At 73.4% G+C, this 19,261-nt stretch carries 18 protein-coding genes; 2 read left to right on the forward strand and 16 right to left on the reverse strand.

Going from position 1 to position 19,261, the window contains the following annotated elements; all coding sequences use genetic code 11:
- Nucleotides 1-275: 275 nt before the first annotated feature.
- The 7 genes from ACI79P_RS12420 to ACI79P_RS12450 form a co-directional block, all read right to left on the reverse strand.
- Entirely contained in the window at nt 276-3,113 is a 2,838-nt protein-coding gene (locus tag ACI79P_RS12420; RefSeq protein ID WP_456581358.1) for a DEAD/DEAH box helicase, read from the reverse strand.
- A gap of 105 nt (nt 3,114-3,218) precedes the next feature.
- Nucleotides 3,219-4,121: a diacylglycerol kinase family protein gene (locus ACI79P_RS12425; protein WP_456581359.1), complete on the reverse strand. Its 903-nt coding sequence runs from the start codon at nt 4,119-4,121 to the stop codon at nt 3,219-3,221.
- 5 nt (nt 4,122-4,126) lie between these two features.
- Nucleotides 4,127-5,041, reverse strand: a complete 915-nt coding sequence (gene tatC, locus ACI79P_RS12430; protein ID WP_456581360.1) for a twin-arginine translocase subunit TatC — start codon at nt 5,039-5,041, stop codon at nt 4,127-4,129.
- 25 nt (nt 5,042-5,066) lie between these two features.
- Nucleotides 5,067-5,396 (reverse strand): Sec-independent protein translocase subunit TatA, encoded by a 330-nt coding sequence (tatA, locus tag ACI79P_RS12435; protein WP_456581361.1) that lies wholly within the window; start codon nt 5,394-5,396, stop codon nt 5,067-5,069.
- 111 nt (nt 5,397-5,507) lie between these two features.
- Nucleotides 5,508-5,714 (reverse strand): hypothetical protein, encoded by a 207-nt coding sequence (locus ACI79P_RS12440; protein WP_456581362.1) that lies wholly within the window; start codon nt 5,712-5,714, stop codon nt 5,508-5,510.
- Between the two features lie 9 nt (nt 5,715-5,723).
- Entirely contained in the window at nt 5,724-6,707 is a 984-nt protein-coding gene (locus ACI79P_RS12445; protein ID WP_456581363.1) for a helix-turn-helix transcriptional regulator, read from the reverse strand.
- A complete protein-coding gene (locus ACI79P_RS12450; protein ID WP_456581364.1) occupies nt 6,704-7,696 on the reverse strand; it encodes a helix-turn-helix transcriptional regulator in 993 nt (330 codons plus the stop codon). The genes ACI79P_RS12445 and ACI79P_RS12450 overlap by 4 nt, the downstream gene beginning before the upstream one ends.
- A gap of 76 nt (nt 7,697-7,772) precedes the next feature.
- Here ACI79P_RS12450 and ACI79P_RS12455 point away from each other — a divergent pair, with 76 nt between their 5' ends.
- Nucleotides 7,773-8,894: a DUF3866 family protein gene (locus ACI79P_RS12455; RefSeq protein WP_456581365.1), complete on the forward strand. Its 1,122-nt coding sequence runs from the start codon at nt 7,773-7,775 to the stop codon at nt 8,892-8,894.
- Nucleotides 8,895-9,041: 147 nt separating this feature from the next.
- Here the strand turns inward: ACI79P_RS12455 and pafA are convergent, their stop codons facing one another.
- The 7 genes from pafA to dop form a co-directional block, all read right to left on the reverse strand.
- The gene (gene pafA / locus ACI79P_RS12460) at nt 9,042-10,400 is read right to left on the reverse strand and encodes a Pup--protein ligase (protein WP_456581366.1); all 1,359 of its coding nucleotides are present in this window, start codon (nt 10,398-10,400) and stop codon (nt 9,042-9,044) included.
- A 55-nt stretch (nt 10,401-10,455) separates the two neighbouring features.
- Entirely contained in the window at nt 10,456-10,803 is a 348-nt protein-coding gene (locus ACI79P_RS12465; protein WP_456581367.1) for a hypothetical protein, read from the reverse strand.
- A 27-nt stretch (nt 10,804-10,830) separates the two neighbouring features.
- Nucleotides 10,831-11,694, reverse strand: a complete 864-nt coding sequence (gene prcA, locus ACI79P_RS12470; protein WP_456581368.1) for a proteasome subunit alpha — start codon at nt 11,692-11,694, stop codon at nt 10,831-10,833.
- A gap of 3 nt (nt 11,695-11,697) precedes the next feature.
- Entirely contained in the window at nt 11,698-12,501 is an 804-nt protein-coding gene (gene prcB, locus ACI79P_RS12475) for a proteasome subunit beta (protein WP_456581369.1), read from the reverse strand.
- A gap of 153 nt (nt 12,502-12,654) precedes the next feature.
- Nucleotides 12,655-12,921 (reverse strand): endonuclease VII domain-containing protein, encoded by a 267-nt coding sequence (locus tag ACI79P_RS12480; RefSeq protein WP_456581370.1) that lies wholly within the window; start codon nt 12,919-12,921, stop codon nt 12,655-12,657.
- 427 nt (nt 12,922-13,348) lie between these two features.
- On the reverse strand, nt 13,349-13,558 hold the full coding sequence (locus ACI79P_RS12485; protein WP_456581371.1) for a ubiquitin-like protein Pup: 210 nt from the start codon (nt 13,556-13,558) through the stop codon (nt 13,349-13,351).
- A 116-nt stretch (nt 13,559-13,674) separates the two neighbouring features.
- Nucleotides 13,675-15,180 carry a depupylase/deamidase Dop gene (dop, locus tag ACI79P_RS12490; RefSeq protein WP_456581372.1) on the reverse strand — a complete coding sequence of 502 codons (1,506 nt, stop codon included), beginning with the start codon at nt 15,178-15,180 and terminating at the stop codon, nt 13,675-13,677.
- A gap of 289 nt (nt 15,181-15,469) precedes the next feature.
- Between dop and ACI79P_RS12495 the strand changes: the two genes are divergently transcribed.
- The gene (locus ACI79P_RS12495; protein ID WP_456581373.1) at nt 15,470-16,078 is read left to right on the forward strand and encodes a transglycosylase family protein; all 609 of its coding nucleotides are present in this window, start codon (nt 15,470-15,472) and stop codon (nt 16,076-16,078) included.
- Between the two features lie 215 nt (nt 16,079-16,293).
- On the opposite strand, the gene arc is transcribed toward ACI79P_RS12495, so the two are convergent.
- Both arc and ACI79P_RS12505 read right to left on the reverse strand, forming a co-directional pair.
- The gene (gene arc, locus ACI79P_RS12500; protein WP_456581374.1) at nt 16,294-18,069 is read right to left on the reverse strand and encodes a proteasome ATPase; all 1,776 of its coding nucleotides are present in this window, start codon (nt 18,067-18,069) and stop codon (nt 16,294-16,296) included.
- Nucleotides 18,070-18,290: 221 nt separating this feature from the next.
- Nucleotides 18,291-19,226 carry a tRNA (adenine-N1)-methyltransferase gene (locus ACI79P_RS12505; RefSeq protein ID WP_456581375.1) on the reverse strand — a complete coding sequence of 312 codons (936 nt, stop codon included), beginning with the start codon at nt 19,224-19,226 and terminating at the stop codon, nt 18,291-18,293.
- Between the last annotated feature and the right edge of the window lie 35 nt (nt 19,227-19,261).

Here is a 19,261-nt window from a genome sequence, read left to right on the forward strand (position 1 = left end):
GGCGCCCCCAGAGCCGGGTGCGACGTGTGCGGGGGGCCCGTACGCAGCTCCCCCGTACCCGAGTGCACCGTGCGGCGGGGAGCCCGGGTGGGGTGCGGGCCGCGGGCCCTGCGACGAGGGCTGCCAGCCCGGCTGCGGGAGCCGCCCGGTCCCCTCGTGCGGCCGTTCGCCGTACGGCGGGTGGGTCATCGTCGCTCCCGGATCGGTGGGGTGCCCCCTCGGGGCCGCTCGCATCCTGCCGCACCGGTTGCCGGCGGGACCGGCGACGCCGCGGGTCAGCCGCCGACGGCGACGGCCACGACGCCCCGCCGCACCCGCTCCACCGCGGCCCGGGCGGTGCGCGCCACCGGCTCGTCGGCGACCTTGCCGAGCTGGTCCAGGAGGTCCAGCAGCTGCCGCGCCCAGCGGACGAAGTCGCCGCCGGAGAGCTCGGTGCCGGCCTGCTCGGCTCCCGCGAGCACCCGGTCCAGGCTCTGGCCGTCGGCCCAGCGGTAGGCGGCCCAGGCGAACCCGAGGTCGAGGTCGCGGCTCGGGGGCACGTCGTGGTCGAGCTCGACGTCCTGCAGCCGGGAGCGGATGCCGCGCATCTCGCCGATGGCGGCGCCGACCTTGCCGGCGGGCACGGAGGGCAGCCCCGGGGTGTCCCGCCGGGCCTCGAACACCAGCGTGGAGACGGAGGCCGCCAGCTCGGCCGGGCCGAGCCCCCGCCAGACCCCCTCGCGCAGGCACTCGGCGACGAGCAGGTCGGACTCCGACCAGATGCGGGCCAGCCGCCGGCCGTCCTCGGTCATCACGGGCACGTCGTCGACCGCCCCGAGCACCTCCGTGTCGGCGGGCACCAGCGGCGCCACCTCCGGCACCAGGTAGCCCAGCTCCTCCAGGACGTCGCAGGTCCGGTCGAACTGCCGGGTGAGCGAGCCGGTGCGCTCGGCCATCTTCCGCTGCAGCGACTCCGCCTCCTGGACCGCCCGCAGCCAGCGCTCGGCCACCCGCACCCGCTCCTCCCGGTCGGGCAGCTGGTGGACGGGGTGGTTGCGCAGCGCCTGCCGCAGGTCCTCCAGCACCGGGTCGTCCGCCGCCGCTGAGCGGCCCTTCTTCACCCGCCGGGCGCCCAGGTCGTGCTCCACCCGGGCGTTGCGCAGCGTCGAAGCGAGGTCGCGGCGGGCGTGCGGGCTGCGGTGGTTGAAGTTCTTGGGCAACCGCACCCGCGCGAGGGCCTGCACCGGCGTCGGGAAGTCCACCGAGCCGAGCCGGCCCGCCCACTTGTCCTCGGTGAGCACCAGCGGCCGCGGATCGGCCAGGTCGGTGATGCCGGGGTCGAGGACGACGGCCAGCCCCTGCCGCCGTCCCGTGGGCACCCGGATGACGTCGCCGGGGCGCAGCGCGGCCAGCGCGTCGGCGGCCTCGATCCGCCGCTTGGCCTGGGAGTCGCGGGACAGCTCCTTCTCGCGTTCGGAGATCTGCCGCCGCAGCAGCGCGTAGGCGCCCACGTCGCCCCGGTCGGAGTGCATGTGGGCGGCGAACTCCTCGGCGTCCCGCTCGTGGCGGGCAGCGGCCCGGGCCAGCCCGACGACCGAGCGGTCGGCCTGGAACTGCGCGAACGAGCTGGCCAGGAGCTCGCGGGCGCGAGCCCGCCCGAACGAGCCGACCAAGTTGACCGCCATGTTGTAGCTCGGCCGGAAGGACGACCGCAGCGGGTAGGTGCGGGTGCTGGCCAGCCCCGCCACGACGCTCGGGTCCATGCCGGGCGCCCAGATGACGACGGCGTGCCCCTCGACGTCGATGCCGCGCCGACCCGCCCGGCCGGTGAGCTGGGTGTACTCCCCCGGCGTGACGTCGACGTGCGCCTCGCCGTTCCACTTGACCAGCCGCTCGAGCACGACGGTGCGCGCCGGCATGTTGATGCCCAGCGCCAGGGTCTCGGTGGCGAACACGGCCTTGACCAGGCCGCGCACGAAGCACTCCTCGACGGTCTCCTTGAACGCCGGGACCAGCCCCGCGTGGTGGGCGGCGAGCCCCGCGAGCAGGCCCTCGCGCCACTCCCAGAAGCCGAGGACGTGCAGGTCCTCCTCCGGCAGCGAGCCGGTGCGCTCGTCGATGATCGCCGCGATCTCGGCGCGCTCGGCCTCGTCGGTGAGCCGGAGCCCGCTGAGCAGGCACTGGTGGACCGCGGCGTCGCAGCCGTTGCGGCTGAACACGAAGGTGATCGCCGGCAGCAGCCCCGCCCGGTCGAGGCGCTCGACGACGTCGGACCGCGCCGGTGGCCGGTACCGGGGCCGGTGGTGGCCCTCCCGGCGGCCGTTGCCGCCCCAGGTGTCCAGGCGGCGCTCGTGCTCCCGCACGTAGCGGACGAGCTCCGGGTCGACGACGGAGGCGCCGCGTTCCCGCGTGGACAGCGGCCGGGGCCCCTCGCCCTGCTCCCCGGCGTGCGCCGCGGGCCGCAGCGAGAACAGGTCGAACACCCGGTTGCCCACGAGCATGTGCTGCCACAGCGGGATGGGCCGCACCTCGCTGACCACCACCTTGGTGTGGCCGCGCACGGTGACCAGCCAGTCGCCGAACTCCTCGGCGTTGCTCACCGTCGCCGAGAGCGAGACCAGGGTGACCGACTGGGGCAGGTGGATGATCACCTCCTCCCACACGGCGCCGCGGAACCGGTCGGCGAGGTAGTGGACCTCGTCCATCACCACGTAGCCCAGACCGTGGATCGCCGGGGACTCCGCGTAGAGCATGTTGCGCAGCACCTCGGTGGTCATCACGACCACCGGGGCGTCGCCGTTGACCGCGTTGTCGCCGGTCAGCAGGCCGACCCGGTCGGCGCCGTAGCGCTTGACCAGGTCGTTGTACTTCTGGTTCGACAGCGCCTTGATCGGCGTCGTGTAGAAGGCCTTGCGCCCCTCGGCGAGAGCCTTGTGCACGGCGAACTCGCCCACCACGGTCTTGCCGGCGCCGGTGGGCGCGCAGACCAGGACGCCGGAGCCCTCCTCCAGCGCCTCGCACGCCTCCACCTGGAACGGGTCCAGGGAGAAGCCGAGCTCGGCGGTGAAGTCGGCCAGCGTCGGGTGGGAGGTCCGCCGCCGGGCTGCGGCGTACCGCTCAGCGGGGCTGGACATGCCCCCACGTTAGGCGCGCCCCGGGCCATCGGCTCGCCACGATCAGCTTCCCTGATCGTGGCGCGTCCTCCCTGAGCGCCTGCGCTGAGGGAGGACACCGCATGATCAGGTCAGCTGATCATCGCCGGGCCCGGCGCCGGCGATCCGGACGGCGGCGAGCACACACTCGACGACCACCGGCAGGGGCCCGATCAGCTCCCCGTCGGCATAGGTCCTGACGCCGGCGCACGACAGCTCCACGCGGGCCGCCCGGTGCACCGTCACCGCGGGGTGCCCGACGTGGCTGCCGTCGGCCAGCCGCGGTCGGGTGCGCACCAGCTCGCGGCGCGTCACGGGCCCGACCACGGTGACGTCGAACAGCCCGTCGGCGCAGTCGGCGCCCGGGCACATCCGCAGACCGCCGCCGTACCAGGCGGTGTTGCCGACGGCGACCATCGTGGCGGCCAGCGTGCGGGTCTCGCCGTCCAGGGAGAGCGTCACGTCATACGGGCGCAGCCGGGCCAGCTCGGCCAGGACGGCGACGTCGTAGCGGCGCCGGCCCCGAGGCCAGCGCAGCCGGTTCGCGCGGTCGGTGACGGCCGAGTCGAACCCGCAGCACAGCACGGTGGCCCACCAGCGGCCGGCGGCGCGCCCCGCGTCCACCGCCCGGTGGCGCCCGGCCAGCAGGTCGCGGGCGGCGGCGCGGGCGGCCACCACCGGATCGGCCGGAACGTCGAGGGCCAGGGCCAGGTCGTTGCCGGTGCCCGCCGGGACGACGGCGAGCGGGACCGCCGACCCCGCGACCGCCTGCAGCGCCGCGTGCCCGGCGCCGTCACCGCCCACCGCGATGACGGCTCCGGCGCCCCCGGCGATCGCCTCCGCCGCCTGGCGCTCGGCGTCGGGCCGGGTGGTCGCGTCGAGCACCCGGGGCACCACCCCCTCTTCGCGCAGCGCGTCGAGGACCGACCGGCTCGCGGTGAGGGCGCGGCCGCGCCCGGCCGCCGGGCTGACGAGGACCGCGACATCCACCGCCGTCAGCCGCGGGCCGACGGCGAGTGCTCGACCGGTTCCTCCAGCTCCGAGGGGCGGGCGTCCAGCGGCGAGGCCTCGTCGTCACCCAGGTCGTGGAAGTGCTCCGCGGCGGCCCGCCGGGCCCGGCGCCGGTCGACGACGCGGGCGAGCTGGATGGCGAGCTCGAAGAGCACGATCATCGGGCCGGCCATCAGCAGCATGGTGAACGGGTCCTGCGTCGGCGTCACGAACGCGGCGAAGACGATGGTGAGGAAGAAGATCCACCGGCGGCTCTTCGACAGCACCTCGTAGCTCAGCACGCCGGCGAGGTTCAGCGCGACGGCGATCAGCGGCACCTCGAAGCTGACGCCGAAGGCGACCAGCAGCGACAGCACGAAGCCGATGTAGTCCTGGGCGGTGAGCGCGACGACGACGCCGTCGCCGGCGAGGCTCAGCAGCAGCTCCAGGCCGGCCGAGAGCGAGACGTAGGCGAGCACGGCGCCGAGGGCGAAGAGGGTCGAGGAGACGACGACGAAGCCCACGCCGTAGCGCTTCTCGTTGCGCTTGAGGCCGGGGGTGATGAACGCCCACAGCTGGTACAGCCAGAACGGCGCGGAGAGCACCACGCCGGCCAGGAAGGCGACCTTGAGGCGGATGAACACGCCACCGAAGACGTTGGTGATCAGCAGGCCGCAGCCCCCGGCGTCGTCCCCGCCGTAGCGCAGCTCCTCGGGGAGGCCGCAGTACGGGGCACGGATGAACTCCCCGAGGCCGTGCCCGTACCACCAGAACGAGATCGCGGTGGCGACGAGGATCGCCAGCCCGGCCTTGAGGATGCGGTTGCGCAGCTCGGTGAGGTGCGCGATCAGGCTCATCGTGGCCTGCGCGTCGCGCGGCGGCCGCCGGCGCCGGCGCGCGCCACGGGTCGCCTCGCTCACCGCCGTCCCCCCGGGTGCGGTGCGGTCAGCGGGAGCGGTCGGCCGCGCGGGCCTGCTCGGCCTGCGCCCGCAGCTCCGCGGCCCGGAGCTCGGCCTGCCGCGCCTCCTCCTGCAGTTGGGCGCCGAGGTCGTCCGACGCCGGCGACGCGGGCGCGACGATCTCCCCGCGCACCGGCGTGGTGCGCGCGGCGTCCTTGGTGCGGACGTCGTCGTCCTTCATGCCCTTCATCTCGCCCTTGAAGATGCGCAGCGAACGGCCCAGGGACCGCGAGGCGTCAGGCAGCTTCTTGTACCCGAAGAGCAACAGGATGGCCAGGATGATCAGACCGATCTCCAGCGGGCCGAGTCCGGCCATGGCGCGTCCTCCAGAGGTGTGGTTGCTGCGGTGATGCTACGCCGCCTCGCGGCGATTCCCAGAGGTCTGCGCGCGAGGTGGAGCCGCCGGCCGGTCGAGTTCGCCGGCCGTTCAGCCGGCGGTCGTCCGGGCGTCGCGCAGCCGGGCGGCGTGGTCGGCGGACTGCTGCAGCTCCGCGCGCACGGGGGCGACGTCGTCCTGCGCGGCCGTCAGCTCGCGCGTCAGCCGGCCGAACGACCCGAGCACGCCGTGGACGAGCACGCCGAGGACGACGAGCGCCAGCAGGACCACGACGGCGAGGACGATCCAGAACACCACGGCGGAACCCTAGCCCGCGCCGCCGGAGGGCACCCCGTACCGGGCCAGGGCGGCGCGGGCCTCGGCGGCGACCTGCGCCCCGAGCTCGGCCGGCTCCTCCACGACCGCGTTGCCGCCCAGCAGGGCGACCAGCCGCCGGGCCCACGCCAGGTCGGCGGTGCGGACCGTGACGGCGAGCCCGCCGGGTGGGTCGTCGACGGGGGTGAGGTCCTCGGTCGGGTAGTAGTCGGCGACCCACCGGGCGCTGCGGGACAGCCGCAGCCGGACGGCGGGCGTCTCGGGCCCGGGCTGGTACAGGCTGTCGTCGATGCTGCGGCTGGTGGCCTGGGGCGGTGCGGCGGCCGGCTCGTCGAGCACCGTGGCCTCGTCGACCCGGTCGAGCCGGAACAGCCGCACGCCCTCGGCCCGCCGGCACCAGGCCTCCAGGTACCAGTGGCCGTCCACGTACAGCAGCTGCATCGGGTCGACGGTGCGCTCGGTGCGCTCGTCGCGGGCGGGCACGTAGTAGTGCAGGTGGAGCGCGCGCCCCTCCTGCAGCCCGCGGCGGGCGATCGCGAGGGTCTCCTCCTGCGCGTCCACGCTCACCGCCAGGGGCGCCGTCCCCGCCGCGGCGTCACCGGTGGCCGCGGAGACCTTGGCCAGGGCCCGGCTCACCGCCTCCCGCTCGACGAGACCGGGCAGCTCCAGCAGGGTGCGCAGGGCCACGACGAGCGCGACCGCCTCGTCCGTCGTCAGGCGCAGCGGCCGCACCATGCCGGCGTCGAAGGTGACCCGCACCCGGTCGCCCTCGAAGGCTACGTCGATCAGGTCGCCCGGGCCGTAGCCGGGCAGCCCGCACATCCACAGCAGTTCGAGGTCGCGCTGCAGCTGCCGCTCGGGGACGCCGAAGTCGCGGGCGGCCTCGGCCAGCGGCACCCCCTCGGGGCGGGCGGTGAGGTACGGGACGAGGGCCAGCAGCCGGGTCATCCGGTCGGTGGTCGCGCCGGCGGTCACGCGTGCACCTCCATGGCGGCCAGGCGGGTCAGCCGGGCGATCACGGCCTCCCGCATCGTGGTCGGGGCCTCGACGACGACGTCCGCGCCGTAGGCGGCGATCTGGTCGGCGAGCGCCCAGGGCTCGGTGGTGCGCAGCTGCAGCCGGTCCTCCACCTGGCCGGTGCCGTCGTCGGCCGGGCCGAGGGAGGTGGCGTGCCGGCGCAGCCCCACGGCCGTGCCGGGGCGTGCCCGGACGACCACCAGGTGCTCCTCCCCCTGCACCTGCTGGCCGGCGACGACCGCGGTCAGGTCCAGGTCGGCCGGCGGTTCGAAGGCGCCCGCCCGCCCGACGGCCTTCGGGGTGCCGACCACGCGGGAGAGCCGGAACACCCGTGGCGCCTGACGGTCGAGGTCCTGACCGACCATGTACCAGCGGCCGTGCCAGGCGACGACGCCCCAGGGCTGCACGTCCCGGCGGACGGCGGCGTCCTCGTCGGGGCGCCGGTAGTCGAACTGGAGACGGCGCCGGTCGCGGGCGGCGGCGTAGCAGGGCTCGAAGGCCGCCTCGCCGCGGTCCAGCCGGTGCTTGATGGGCAACGCGCGGGAGGAGTCGACGTCGACCCCGGCCGCCCGGAGCTTGACCAGGGCGCCCTGCGCGGCGCCGGCGAGCTGCGCGGACTCCCAGAGCCGCAGCGCCAGGCCCACGGCAGCTGCCTCCTCCCCGGTCAGGTGGATCTCGGGGAGCTCGTAGTCGGCCCGGGCGATGCGGTAGCCGTCCTCGGTGTCGAAGGCACTGGTGCGCCCGGTCTCCAGGGGCACCCCCATCTCGCGGAGCTCGGCCTTGTCGCGCTCGAACATGCGCTTGAACGCCTCGTCGGCCCGGTCCGTGCCGTCGTCGACCTCGTAGCCCGGCACGGTGGCGCGGATGCGCGCCGCCGTCACGTACTGGCGCGTGCTCAGGAGCGCGATGACCAGGTTGACCAGTCGTTCCGCCCGCTTGGCCGCCATGGCCCTCAGGCTAGTCAGCCCGCCGGCGCCCCGTCGCCGCCCGGCCGGTCCGCGGCCCGCTGGATAGCCTGCCGGTATGACCCGTGCTGCTGCCTCCGCGCCCGCGTCCCGGATCCGCTGGCGGCGCGGCCGGGTCACCGCGACCGGCCGGTCCTGGCCCGACGCGCTGGAGCTGACCGTCGAGGTGGGCGGTGAGGGCGAGCTCCGCGCACTGGCCCACCCCTCGCTGGTCGGCGTCCCCGAGGTGGGCGACGACGTGCTGCTGAACACCACCGCCCTGGCGCGGGGCCTGGGCACCGGGGGCTACGCGCTGGTGGTCGCCGTCCCCGACCGGCTGCCGCCGGACCCCGAGGGCCCCGGGCACCTGGTGAAGGCCCGGTACACACCGCTGCAGGTGATGGTGCAGGGCGTCGACGAGCAGGAGACCGAGCACCACGCGACGATCGCCGACGCCGACGACCTCGGCGGGATGCCGGTCGTGGTGGCCGACCTGCACTCGGCGCTGCCGGCGGTCCTGATCGGGATGCTCGCCACCGACCCCGACCTCAGGGTCGCCTACGTGATGACCGACGGCGGGGCGCTGCCGGCGGCGTTCTCCCGCACCGTGGGGGCGCTCAAGCCCTCGCTGGCCGGCGTCGTCACGGTGGGGCAGGCCTACGGCGGCGACCTGGAGGCGGTCACCCTGCACACCGGGCTGCTGGCGGCCCGGCACGTGCTCCGCGCCGACCTGGCGATCGTCAGCCAGGGGCCCGGGAACCTGGGGACGGGGACGCCGTGGGGCTTCTCCGGGGTGGCCGCCGGTGAGGCCTGCAACGCGGTCAGCGTGCTGGGCGGGGTGCCGGTCGGAGCGCTGCGCATCTCCGACGCCGACCCCCGCCCACGGCACCGCGGGGTCTCCCACCACTCGCTGACCGCCTTCGGGCGGGTGGCGCTGGGCGGGGTGGCGCTGGTGGCGCCGCGCGGGCTCTCGTCCGAGCTCGGCGGGCAGGTGGACGAGGACCTGGCGGGCCAGCCCGAGCGCAACACCGTCGTCTGGGTGGACACCGACGGGCTGGACGCGGCGCTGGGCCTCTCGCCGGTGCCGCTGCGGACGATGGGTCGCGGTTACCCGGAGGAGCGCGCCTACTTCCTGGCGGCCGCGGCAGCCGGCCGCTACGCCGCCCTGCAAGCACCCCTCGCTTCGTCAGCCTCCGGCTGACACCGCGGCCACGAGCCGTCCCCCCGCTGCGCTGAGCCCAGCCGACGTGCCGCGCCGGGGGGCCTCCGGCCCCGCGTCGCAGCACGTCCCTCGCAGGGCGTGTCCGACGCGTCCATCGCGGACCCCTCCGGGGCCCACTCGGACACGTCACATAGAGGCGATGAGCTTCTCGACGCGCTCGTCCACGGCCTTGAACGGGTCCTTGCACAGCACGGTGCGCTGGGCCTGGTCGTTGAGCTTGAGGTGCACCCAGTCGACGGTGAAGTCGCGGCGCTTCTCCTGGGCCTTGCGGATGAACTCGCCCCGCAGGCGGGCGCGGGTGGTCTGCGGCGGGACGCTCTTGGCCTCGAAGATGCGCGGCTCGTGCGCCACCCGGTCGACCTGGCCGGCGCGCTCGAGCAGGTAGTACAGCCCGCGGGTGCGGCTGATGTCGTGGTAGGCGAGGTCCATCTGCGCGATGCGCGGCGAGGAGAGTGGGAGGTCCCGCTTGGCCCGGTAGCGCTCCAGCAGGCTGTACTTGATCGCCCAGTCGATCTCGCGGTCGATGAGGCCGAGGTCCTCGCTGTCGACGGCCTTGAGCACCCGGCCCCACAGTTCGAGCATCTGCCGGTGGACCGGGGTGCAGCCCTCGCGGTCGACGAACTCCATGGCCCGGCTGTGGTACTCCGACTGGATCTCCAGGGCCGACATCTCGCGGCCGCCGGCCAGCCGTACCTTGCGGCGTCCGGTCATGTCGTGGCTGATCTCGCGGATGGCCCGGATCGGGTTCTCCAGCGTCATGTCCCGGATCGGGGTGCCGGCCTCGATCATGCGCAGCACGAGGTCGGTCATGGTGACCTTGAGCAGCGTCGTCGTCTCGCTCATGTTCGAGTCGCCGACGATGACGTGCAGCCGCCGGTAGCGCTCCGCATCCGCGTGCGGCTCGTCGCGGGTGTTGATGATCGGCCGGGAACGCGTGGTCGCCGACGACACGCCCTCCCAGATGTGCTCGGCGCGCTGGCTGACGCAGTACAGGGCGCCCCGCGGGGTCTGCAGCACCTTGCCGGCGCCGACGACGATCTGCCGGCTGACCAGGAACGGGATCAGGACGTCGGCGAGCCGGCCGAACTCCCCGTGCCGGCCGACGAGGTAGTTCTCGTGGCAGCCGTAGCTGTTGCCCGCCGAGTCGGTGTTGTTCTTGAACAGGTAGATGTCGCCGGTGACGCCCTCCTCGGCCAGCCGCTGCTCGGCGTCGACGAGCAGGCCCTCGAGGATCCGCTCGCCGGCCTTGTCGTGGACGACCAGCTCCGAGAGGTCGTCGCACTCGGCCGTCGCGTACTCGGGGTGGCTGCCGACGTCGAGGTAGAGCCGTGAGCCGTTGCGCAGGAAGACGTTGGAGCTGCGCCCCCACGACACCACGCGCCGGAACAGGTACCGGGCGACCTCGTCCGGCGAGAGGCGGCGCTGCCCCTTGAAGGTGCACGTGACGCCGTACTCGGTCTCGATCCCGAAGATCCGTCGGTCCACGCTCCGAGACTAGGCGCCGGGAGCGACAGCGGCCTACCGCCGGACCGGCGGGCCGCTACCGCTTCGCGTCGAGCCGCTGCAGCAGGTCGTCGAACGCGCGCTCGATCTCGTCGTGCCCGTTCTGCGACGCCCGCTGCTTGCCGTGGATCAGCGCCGCCCGGTTGACCCTGGAGAAGTCGCCGTACGGGAAGTGGTAGCGCTTCTTGGTCTCCTCGCCGGCGTCCGGGTCGATGGCGAGGTGCCAGGCCGCGTAGCCCGTCCAGCCGTGCGCCTCGATCTCGGCGTTTCCGTCGTCGGCGGAGGGCGCGGCGTCGGACCACTCGGTCCGGTCGTCCACGTCCCCGCGGTCGATGAGCTTCTTCGCCTGGGCGAACGCGTCGTCGTTGAGGTCGTAGTGCGGCATGCCCCTCCCCTACCCCGCCGGAGCGGGTCAGCCCTCGGTCTGCGGGTGCCCCTCACCGGTGTCGGTGACGCCGCCGGCGGTGTCGGGGGCGGCCGGGTCGCCGAGCCCCGCGGGCGTGCCGGGTGCCGGGTGGCTCGGCACGTGACCCGAGGTGGGGGTCTCGTCGTCGCCGGTCTCGCCGTCGCCGAGCACGCTGTGCAGGGCGGCCCCCACGATCCGTCGGAACGCCCGCTTGGGCCGCCGGCGGTCGAGGACGGCGACCTCGAGCTGGTGGGCGGTCAGCCGCGTCGGCCCGCCGTCGCCGGCCCCGGCGGTGGCCGGGCTGACGGCGGAGAGCGCGTCGACGCCGACCCGCAGCGCGTCGGCCAGCCCCATGCCGGGGTGGAAGTTCTCGCGCAGGTGGGCCGTGACGGCCTCGGCCTGCCCGCCCATCACGACGAAGTCGGGCTCGTCGACGACCGAGCCGTCGAAGGTGAGGCGGTAGAGCTGGTCGTGCTCGGGGGTCTCGCCGACCTCGGCGACACACAGCTCGACCTCGTAGGGCTTCATCTGCTCGGTGAAGATCGCGCCGAGGGTCTGGGCGTAGGCGTTGGCGATCACCCGGCCGGTGACGTCGCGCCGGTTGTAGGAGTAGCCGCGGACGTCGGCGAGGCGGACGCCGGCGACCCGCAGGCTCTCGAACTCGCTGTAGCGGCCCACCGCGGCGAAGCCGATGCGGTCGTAGATCTCGCCGATCTTGTGCAGCGTGGAGCTGGGGTTCTCGGCGATGAGCAGGACGCCGTCGGCGTAGGTGAGCACGGCGACGCTGCGACCGCGGGAGATGCCCTTGCGGGCGTACTCCGAGCGGTCGCGCATGACCTGCTCGGCGGAGGCGTAGTACGGCATGGTCATGGCTCAGGCCTCCCCGGCGGAGTTCTCGCGCTCGGCGGCGGCGCGCTCGGTCACGATGGCGTCGGCGACGGCGGCGATCTCGGCGTCGGTGAGCCGGATCGCGCCCTCGGCGTCCACCCGGTAGACGATCGGGTAGAGCCGCCGGACCGGGTCGGGGCCGCCGGTGGCGGAGTCGTCGTCGGCGGCGTCGTAGAGCGCCTCGACGACGGTTCGGGTGGCCGCCGCCGCGTCCAGGCCCTGGCGCCAGGTCTTCTTGAGGCTGTTGCGCGCGAACAGCGAGCCGGAGCCGACGGCCGCGTAGCCGCGCTCCTCGTAGTTCCCACCGGTGACGTCGTAGCTGAAGATGCGGCCCGGGAGCGCGCCCGGGGCGGCGTCGAGGTCGAAACCGGCGAACAGCGGGACGACGGCGAGCCCCTGCAGCGCCGCGCCGAGGTTGCCGCGGATCATCTGGGCGAGCCGGTTGGCCTTGCCGTCGAGGGACATGGTGAGCCCCTCGATCTTCTCGTAGTGCTCGAGCTCGACCTGGTAGAGCTTGACCATCTCGATGGCGATGCCCGCCGCACCCGCGATGCCGATGACGCTGTAGGAGTCGGCCGGGTAGACCTTCTCGATGTCGCGGCTGGAGATGTAGTTACCCATGGTGGCCCGGCGGTCGCCGCCCATGAGCACGCCGCCCTCGTAGGTGGCGGCGACGATCGTGGTGCCGTGCGGCGCGATGTCACCCACGGGCAGCTGCGGGACCGGCCGGCGGCCCGGGAGCAGGTCGGGTGAGGAGGCGGCCAGGAAGTCGGTGAACGAGGAACCCACCCGGTCCAGGTAAGCGGGCGGGAACCCGCTCCGGCCAGCTGACGACTCGTTCACCCATCCGCCTCTCCCGCCTGCTCCCGCTGGCGTGCACCGCTGCTCTGCCGGACGCCGCGCTGTGCTGCTCGGACGCGGTCCCGGACGTCCCCAGGGACCCTACCGGCGGCCACTGACGTCGGCTTGGCTGTCCGGGTCCTCGGCGCCGGCAGCCTGGAGCACGGCGATCGCCTGCCGTTGCATGTGGTGCTCCACGTAGAAGGAGGCCATGCGCATCAGCCAGGGGTCGTCCCGGAACTGACCGAGCCCCCCGTTGCAGTTGAAGCACAGCAGCGCCCGGACCGCGCCGGTGGCGTGGTCGTGGTCGACGTGCTGGGCCGGCGCCGCACGGCAGATGGCGCACACGCCGTTCTGCTCCTCGAGCATGAGGTCGGCTTCCCGCGCGGTCAGCCCGTACCTCCGCGTGAGGTGGTACGTACGTGCCCCGCCCACTTTCGCGCGGGAAGCCTGGCCCCGAGCGTTGTGGCAGGGCCGGCAGTAGGTGGCCCGCCCGGACCGGGACGCCCGCGTCCTCGGGAACTGCTCAAGGGTCTTGACCTCGCCGCAGTCGGGGCACCACTTGGACCCTTCTGGTACGTGGAGGTCCGGTGGGACCGCCCGGTTCTTGCGCGGCTGCAATCGACGAGCCTCACGGCTCCGCGCAGTCCGCTCCGCCAGGTGAGCCCGACAATAGAAAGCAAGCCCGTCGCGCGATCTCTTGTTCCTGCTGAAGTCGGACACGGGGCGGTGTGCCCGGCAGTCGCGGCAGAACTTGGTGTCCATGAATCACCTTCCCGAAAGAAGATGATCTTGGTCATTGGCCCCCTTTTTGTACGTAACTACGCACGAACTCTTCACTATTCTCCTCGAGCACGTCGTCGATTTCGTCGAGAAGGGAATCGACGTCCTCGGACATCTTCTCGTGGCGCTCGGCCACCTCGGAGTCGACCGAGGCCTCGATCTCCTCGTTCTCCTCGCGCGACCGCGTCGCCTTCTGCTGCCCGCCGGTGTCCCTGGTGGCCATGCTGCCCTCCGGTCCGTCAAGTGGCTGGTGCTGGTCAGGAAACTACCCGCCGGCACCGACATCCGGCGTCCGCCGACCGGAACCGGTGGACGCCTCCCCGCACTGTGGACGACCGGTCAGGGGCCGGTGATCGTGTCGACGAGCTCCTGGGCCGTCGCCGAGGCCTCGAACAGCGCGCCCACGTGCTCCCGCGTGCCGCGCAGCGGCTCCATCGTCGGGATGCGGACCAGGTTCTCCCGGCCCAGGTCGAAGACGACCGAGTCCCAGGAGGCCGCGGCGATCTGCGCGGGGAAGCGGCGCAGGCACTCGCCGCGGAAGAACGCGCGGGTGTCCGAGGGGGGCATCACCATGGCCCGGGTCACCTCCTCGTCGGTGACCAGGCGCTTCATGGCACCGCGCGCGACCAGCCGGTTGTACAGCCCCTTGTCCGGCCGGACATCGGAGTACTGGAGGTCCACCAGCTGCAGCCGGGAGTCGTTCCACTCCAGGCCGTCGCGCGACCGGTAGCCCTCCAGCAGGCGGAGCTTCGCCGGCCAGTCCAGCCGGTCGGCCAGCCGCATCGGGTCCGTCTCGAGGTCGTCGAGGACCGCGGCCCACTGGCGCAGCACGTCGTCGGTCTGCTCGTCGCGCTCCCCGCGGGTCTCGACGAAGCGCTCGGCCCGCTCCAGGTACAGCCGCTGCACCTCGATTGCGGTCAGCCGCCGGCCGTCGCGCAGCCGCACCCGGTGGGTGAGCGAGGGGTCGTGGCTGACCGCCTGCAGCTCGGCCACCGGCTCCTCGACGGCCAGGTCCGGCGGCAGCACGCGCGCCTCGATCATCGCGAGGACGAGCGACGTCGTCCCGACCTTGAGGTAGGTCGACAGCTCGGCGAGGTTGGCGTCCCCGATGATCACGTGCAGACGGCGGTACTCGTCGGGGTTGGCGTGCGGCTCGTCGCGCGTGTTGATGATCGGCCGCTTGAGCGTCGTCTCCAGGCCGACCTCGACCTCGAAGAAGTCGGCACGCTGCGAGAGCTGGAAGCCCGCCGTCCGGCTCTCCACCCCGATGCCGACCTTGCCGGACCCCGCGAACACCTGGCGGGTGACGAAGAACGGCACGAGCCCGCGGATGATGTCGATGAACGGCGTCCGGCGGTCCATCAGGTAGTTCTCGTGGGCCCCGTAGGAGGCGCCCTTGCCGTCGGTGTTGTTCTTGTACAGCTGGATGGGGTGGGTGCCGGGGATCTGCGCGGCACGACGGGCGGCCTCGGCCATGACGCGCTCCCCGGCCTTGTCCCACAGCACGATGTCGCGCGGGGTGGTCACCTCAGGCGTCGAGTACTCCGGGTGTGCGTGGTCGACGTAGAGCCGGGCGCCGTTGGTCAGGATGACGTTGGCCATCCCGGAGTCCTCGTCGAGGTCGTTGTGGTCCAATGCCTGCGCGGGGGTCAGGTCGAAGCCGCGGGCGTCCCGCAGCGGCGACTCCTCCTCGAAATCCCAGCGGGGACGACGGGGTGTCGGCGCCTCGGCCACCGCCCATGCGTTCACCACGAGACTGGACAGCGTCGTCGGGTTGGCCCCCGGCTGCCGCGGCACCGAGATGCCGTACTCGACCTCGGTGCCCATGACCCGCCGCACGCTCATGGCCCAACCCTAGGCCGGTCCCGTCCGCGGGCCCGGCGCCGGCATCGAGCCGCGGCCTGGCGCATGCCGGAACCCTTCCGTAGCCTCGGTGACGCCCCGGCCGCACCGAGCGGTCATCGGGGTCGTGCACGGATGTCGGCCGTCGAGCCGGTCCGCCGCACCCTCAGGACGCGCCGCGCGCCCTCTCCGCCCAGCGGCCGCGCTCCTTCTCCATCGATCCGGCACCGTGGGTGGACCGTGCTGCCCCGTCGCGGGTCGGTCGCGTGGGCGCCCGCCGTTCGAGAGGGTCATGACCAACCGCAGCACTCCCCGCCCGTCCACCCGCTCCTTCCGCCGCGGCGCCGCGGGTGTCGCCGTCGCCGGCGCCGCGCTGATCGCCCCGTTCCTCGGCACGGGCACCGCCGCGGCCGCCGACGGCGCGACCTGGGACCGCCTCGCGCAGTGCGAGAGCAGCGGCAACTGGGCGATCAACACCGGCAACGGCTACTACGGCGGCCTGCAGTTCTACCAGCCCACCTGGGAGGCGTTCGGCGGCCTGGAGTACGCCGCGCGGGCCGACCTGGCGACGCGCGAGCAGCAGATCTCGATCGCCGAGAAGACCCTCGCGGCGCAGGGCTGGGGCGCCTGGCCGGCCTGCTCGGCGAAGCTCGGGCTCACCGAGGCCGACAAGGCCGGCAGCGCCGCCGCACCGGCACCCGCCCCGGCACCGGCCGCCCCCGCGCCCACCCCTGCTCCGGCCGACGCCGGACAGCAGTACACGGTCCAGGCCGGTGACACCCTCTCGCGGATCGCAGCCGCCGCCGGCCTGGACTGGCGCGCCGTGTACGACGCCAACCGCGACGTCATCGGCGCCGACCCGGGGCTCATCTACCCCGGCCAGGTCCTCTCCCTGGGCTGACCCGCCCGACCGGCGTCCGGGGTTCCGGACTCCTTACGCCGTCCTCCCTCACCGTGACGTGTCCGTCCTCGCGGTGTGCGGTGAGGGAGGACACGCCGCGATCAGGTCCCCTGATCGTCGCGAGCCCCGACGGACGAGCCCCGACAGACGGGCTGCCGGCAGGCAGACGGACGGCCCGGCCACCGCGCAGGTGGCCGGGCCGTCCGTCGTCGGCGCTAGAGGTACTGGCCGGTGTTCGTCGCCGTGTCGATGGCGCGCCCGGCCTCGTTGCCCTTGCCGCTGATGAGCGTGCGGATGTAGACGATCCGCTCGCCCTTCTTGCCCGAGATCCGCGCCCAGTCGTCGGGGTTGGTCGTGTTGGGCAGGTCCTCGTTCTCCTTGAACTCGTCGAGGCAAGCCTGCATCAGGTGGCCGACGCGGAGCCCGCCGGTGCCGGTCTCCAGCCGCTCCTTGATCGCCATCTTCTTCGCGCGGTCGACGATGTTCTGCAGCATGGCGCCGGAGTTGAAGTCCTTGAAGTACAGGACCTCCTTGTCACCGTTGGCGTAGGTGACCTCGAGGAAGCGGTTCTCCTCGCTCTCCGTGTACATCCGCTCGACGGTGCGCTGGATCATCCCGGCGATCGTCGACTCGCGGTTGCCGCCGTGCTCGGCGAGGTCGTCGGCGTGCAGCGGCAGCTCGGGCACCAGGTACTTGCTGAAGATGTCGCGCGCCGCCTCGGCGTCGGGCCGCTCGATCTTGATCTTCACGTCGAGCCGGCCGGGCCGCAGGATCGCCGGGTCGATCATGTCCTCGCGGTTGGAGGCGCCGATGACGATGACGTTCTCCAGGCCTTCGACGCCGTCGATCTCGCTGAGCAGCTGCGGGACGATCGTCGACTCGACGTCGGAGGAGACGCCGGAGCCGCGGGTGCGGAAGATCGAGTCCATCTCGTCGAAGAAGACGATGACCGGCGTGCCCTCGCTGGCCTTCTCCCGTGCCCGCTGGAACACCAGGCGGATGTGCCGCTCGGTCTCCCCGACGTACTTGTTGAGCAGCTCCGGGCCCTTGATGTTGAGGAAGTAGGACTTCGCCTGGTTGACGCCCTCGCCCTTGACCGCCGCCACCTTCTTGGCCAGCGAGTTGGCGACCGCCTTGGCGATCAGCGTCTTGCCGCAGCCGGGCGGGCCGTACAGCAGGATGCCCTTGGGCGGGCGCAGCTGGAACTCGCGGAACAGGTCGGCGTGCAGGAACGGCAGCTCGACGGCGTCGCGGATCTGCTCGATCTGCCGCGAGAGCCCACCGATGTCGGCGTAGTCGATGTCGGGGACCTCTTCGAGGACGAGCTCCTCGACCTCGCTCTTGGGGATCCGCTCGTAGACGTACCCCGACCGGCTCTCCAGCAGCAGCGAGTCGCCGACGCGCAGGGGCTGGTCGCTGAGCGAGTCGGCGAGGTAGACGACGCGCTCCTCGTCGGTGTGGCCGATGACCAGCGCGCGCGGCGTGACGCCGTCGACCGGCTCGAGCAGCTCCTTGAGCATGACGACGTCGCCCTGCCGCTCGAAGTCGCGCGCCTCGACGACGTTCATCGCCTCGTTGAGCATGACCTCCTGCCCGGTGCGCAAGCCCTCGACCTCGACGTTCGGCGAGACGGAGACCCGCAGCTTGCGGCCGCCGGTGAACACGTCGACCGTGCCGTCGTCGTAGGAGGTGAGAAAGACGCCGTAGCCCGACGGCGGCTGGCCCAGCCGGTCGACCTCCTCCTTGAGCGTGACCAGCTGCTCGCGGGCCTCACGCAGGGTGCCGGCCAGCTTGTCGTTGCGCTCGGAGAGGAAGGCCGCACGCCCCTCGGCCTCGGCGATCCGCTCCTCCAGCGCGCGCACCTGGCGCGGGCTGTCGGCCACCTTGCGGCGGAGCAGGCCGATCTCTTCCTCGAGGTAGGAGATCTGGCTGAGCAGCGAGGCGACGTCACGCTCGCGCCGCGCCCTCAGCTCGTCAGGACCCAGGCCCATCACGCACCTCCGCACAGTCGGGGGAGCCAGGACGCAAATCTATACACGCGGAGGGACAGTTCGCCGTGGGCTCGCGGAGGTCGTGACGGGCTGCTAGTGACGCCCTCGTGACCCCGCGCCACCGCCGCGGGCACCCGCGCCGAGCCGCGTGACGTGCTGGAACGGCCCTCCTGCAGGGACCCGCCGCGAGCGTGCGAGCGGCGGGGGGCAGGAGGGTCCTTTCAGTGCTTCTGAGCGCGCCGCTGGCGGATGGGTGCGACGGCGCCCTCGGCGAGCCGGCGGGCGGTGACGAGGAAGGCGGTGTGGGCGACCATCCGGTGCTCCGGGCGGACGGCGAGGCCGACGGCGTGCCACGGCCGCAGGAGGGTCTCCCAGGCGTAGGGCTCGGTCCAGACGCCCTGCGCGCGCAGCGCCTCCACGTAGGTGGAGAGCTGGGTCACGGTGGCCACGTAGCCGACGAGCACGCCGCCCGGCCGCAGCGCCGCGGCGACGGTGGGCAGCACCGCCCACGGCTCCAGCATGTCCAGGACGACGCGGTCGACGACCTCCTCGGCCGGGTGGTCGGCCAGGTCGCCCAGCCGCAGGTTCCAGTTGTCCGGGACCTCGCCGAAGAAGGCGCCGACGTTGGCCCGGGCCACGTCGAGGAAGTCCTCGCGCCGCTCGTAGCTGGTCAGCGAGCCCTCGGAGCCCACGGCCCGCAGCAGCGAGCAGCTCAGCGCCCCGGAACCCGCCCCGGCCTCCAGCACGCGCATGCCGGGGCCGACGTCGCCGAAGCCGACGATCTGCGCGGCGTCCTTCGGGTAGATGACCTGCGCGCCCCGCGGCATGGAGAGCACGTAGTCGGCCAGCAGCGGCCGCAGCGCGAGGTAGCCGGTGTTCGCCGTGGAGTGCACGACGGAGCCCTCGGGCGCGCCGATGAGGTCGTCGTGCTCGATGGCGCCGCGGTGGGTGTGGAACTGCTTGCCCGGGGTCAGGACGACGGTGTGCAGCCGCCCCTTGGGGTCGGTGAGCTGCACGCGGTCCCCCGCGACGAACGCGCCCTCCACGGGCTCGGCCCGCTGGACGGCCGGCTGCTCCCCCGCGTCCTCCGGCGTCCCGGCCGGCGCGGGCTGCGCCTCGTCGACGACGTCGGTCCCGGGCTCCTGCTCACTGGTCACGGGCGACCAGGGTACGGACGGTGCCGGTGTGACCC

The organism is Blastococcus sp. SYSU DS0510 (assembly GCF_054050835.1).

What these genes read in the sequence shown, in the direction of transcription:
- ACI79P_RS12480 (WP_456581370.1), bottom strand. Translation starts at nt 12,921, where the DNA reads ATGCTCGAGGAGCAGAACGGCGTGTGCGCCATCTGCCGTGCGGCGCCG.
- arc (WP_456581374.1), bottom strand. Translation starts at nt 18,069, where the DNA reads ATGGGCCTGGGTCCTGACGAGCTGAGGGCGCGGCGCGAGCGTGACGTC.
- ACI79P_RS12465 (WP_456581367.1), bottom strand. Translation starts at nt 10,803, where the DNA reads ATGCCGCACTACGACCTCAACGACGACGCGTTCGCCCAGGCGAAGAAG.
- ACI79P_RS12455 (WP_456581365.1), top strand. Translation starts at nt 7,773, where the DNA reads ATGACCCGTGCTGCTGCCTCCGCGCCCGCGTCCCGGATCCGCTGGCGG.
- dop (WP_456581372.1), bottom strand. Translation starts at nt 15,180, where the DNA reads ATGAGCGTGCGGCGGGTCATGGGCACCGAGGTCGAGTACGGCATCTCG.
- ACI79P_RS12495 (WP_456581373.1), top strand. Translation starts at nt 15,470, where the DNA reads ATGACCAACCGCAGCACTCCCCGCCCGTCCACCCGCTCCTTCCGCCGC.
- tatA (WP_456581361.1), bottom strand. Translation starts at nt 5,396, where the DNA reads ATGGCCGGACTCGGCCCGCTGGAGATCGGTCTGATCATCCTGGCCATC.
- ACI79P_RS12485 (WP_456581371.1), bottom strand. Translation starts at nt 13,558, where the DNA reads ATGGCCACCAGGGACACCGGCGGGCAGCAGAAGGCGACGCGGTCGCGC.
- ACI79P_RS12420 (WP_456581358.1), bottom strand. Translation starts at nt 3,113, where the DNA reads ATGTCCAGCCCCGCTGAGCGGTACGCCGCAGCCCGGCGGCGGACCTCC.
- prcA (WP_456581368.1), bottom strand. Translation starts at nt 11,694, where the DNA reads ATGACCATGCCGTACTACGCCTCCGCCGAGCAGGTCATGCGCGACCGC.
- ACI79P_RS12450 (WP_456581364.1), bottom strand. Translation starts at nt 7,696, where the DNA reads ATGGCGGCCAAGCGGGCGGAACGACTGGTCAACCTGGTCATCGCGCTC.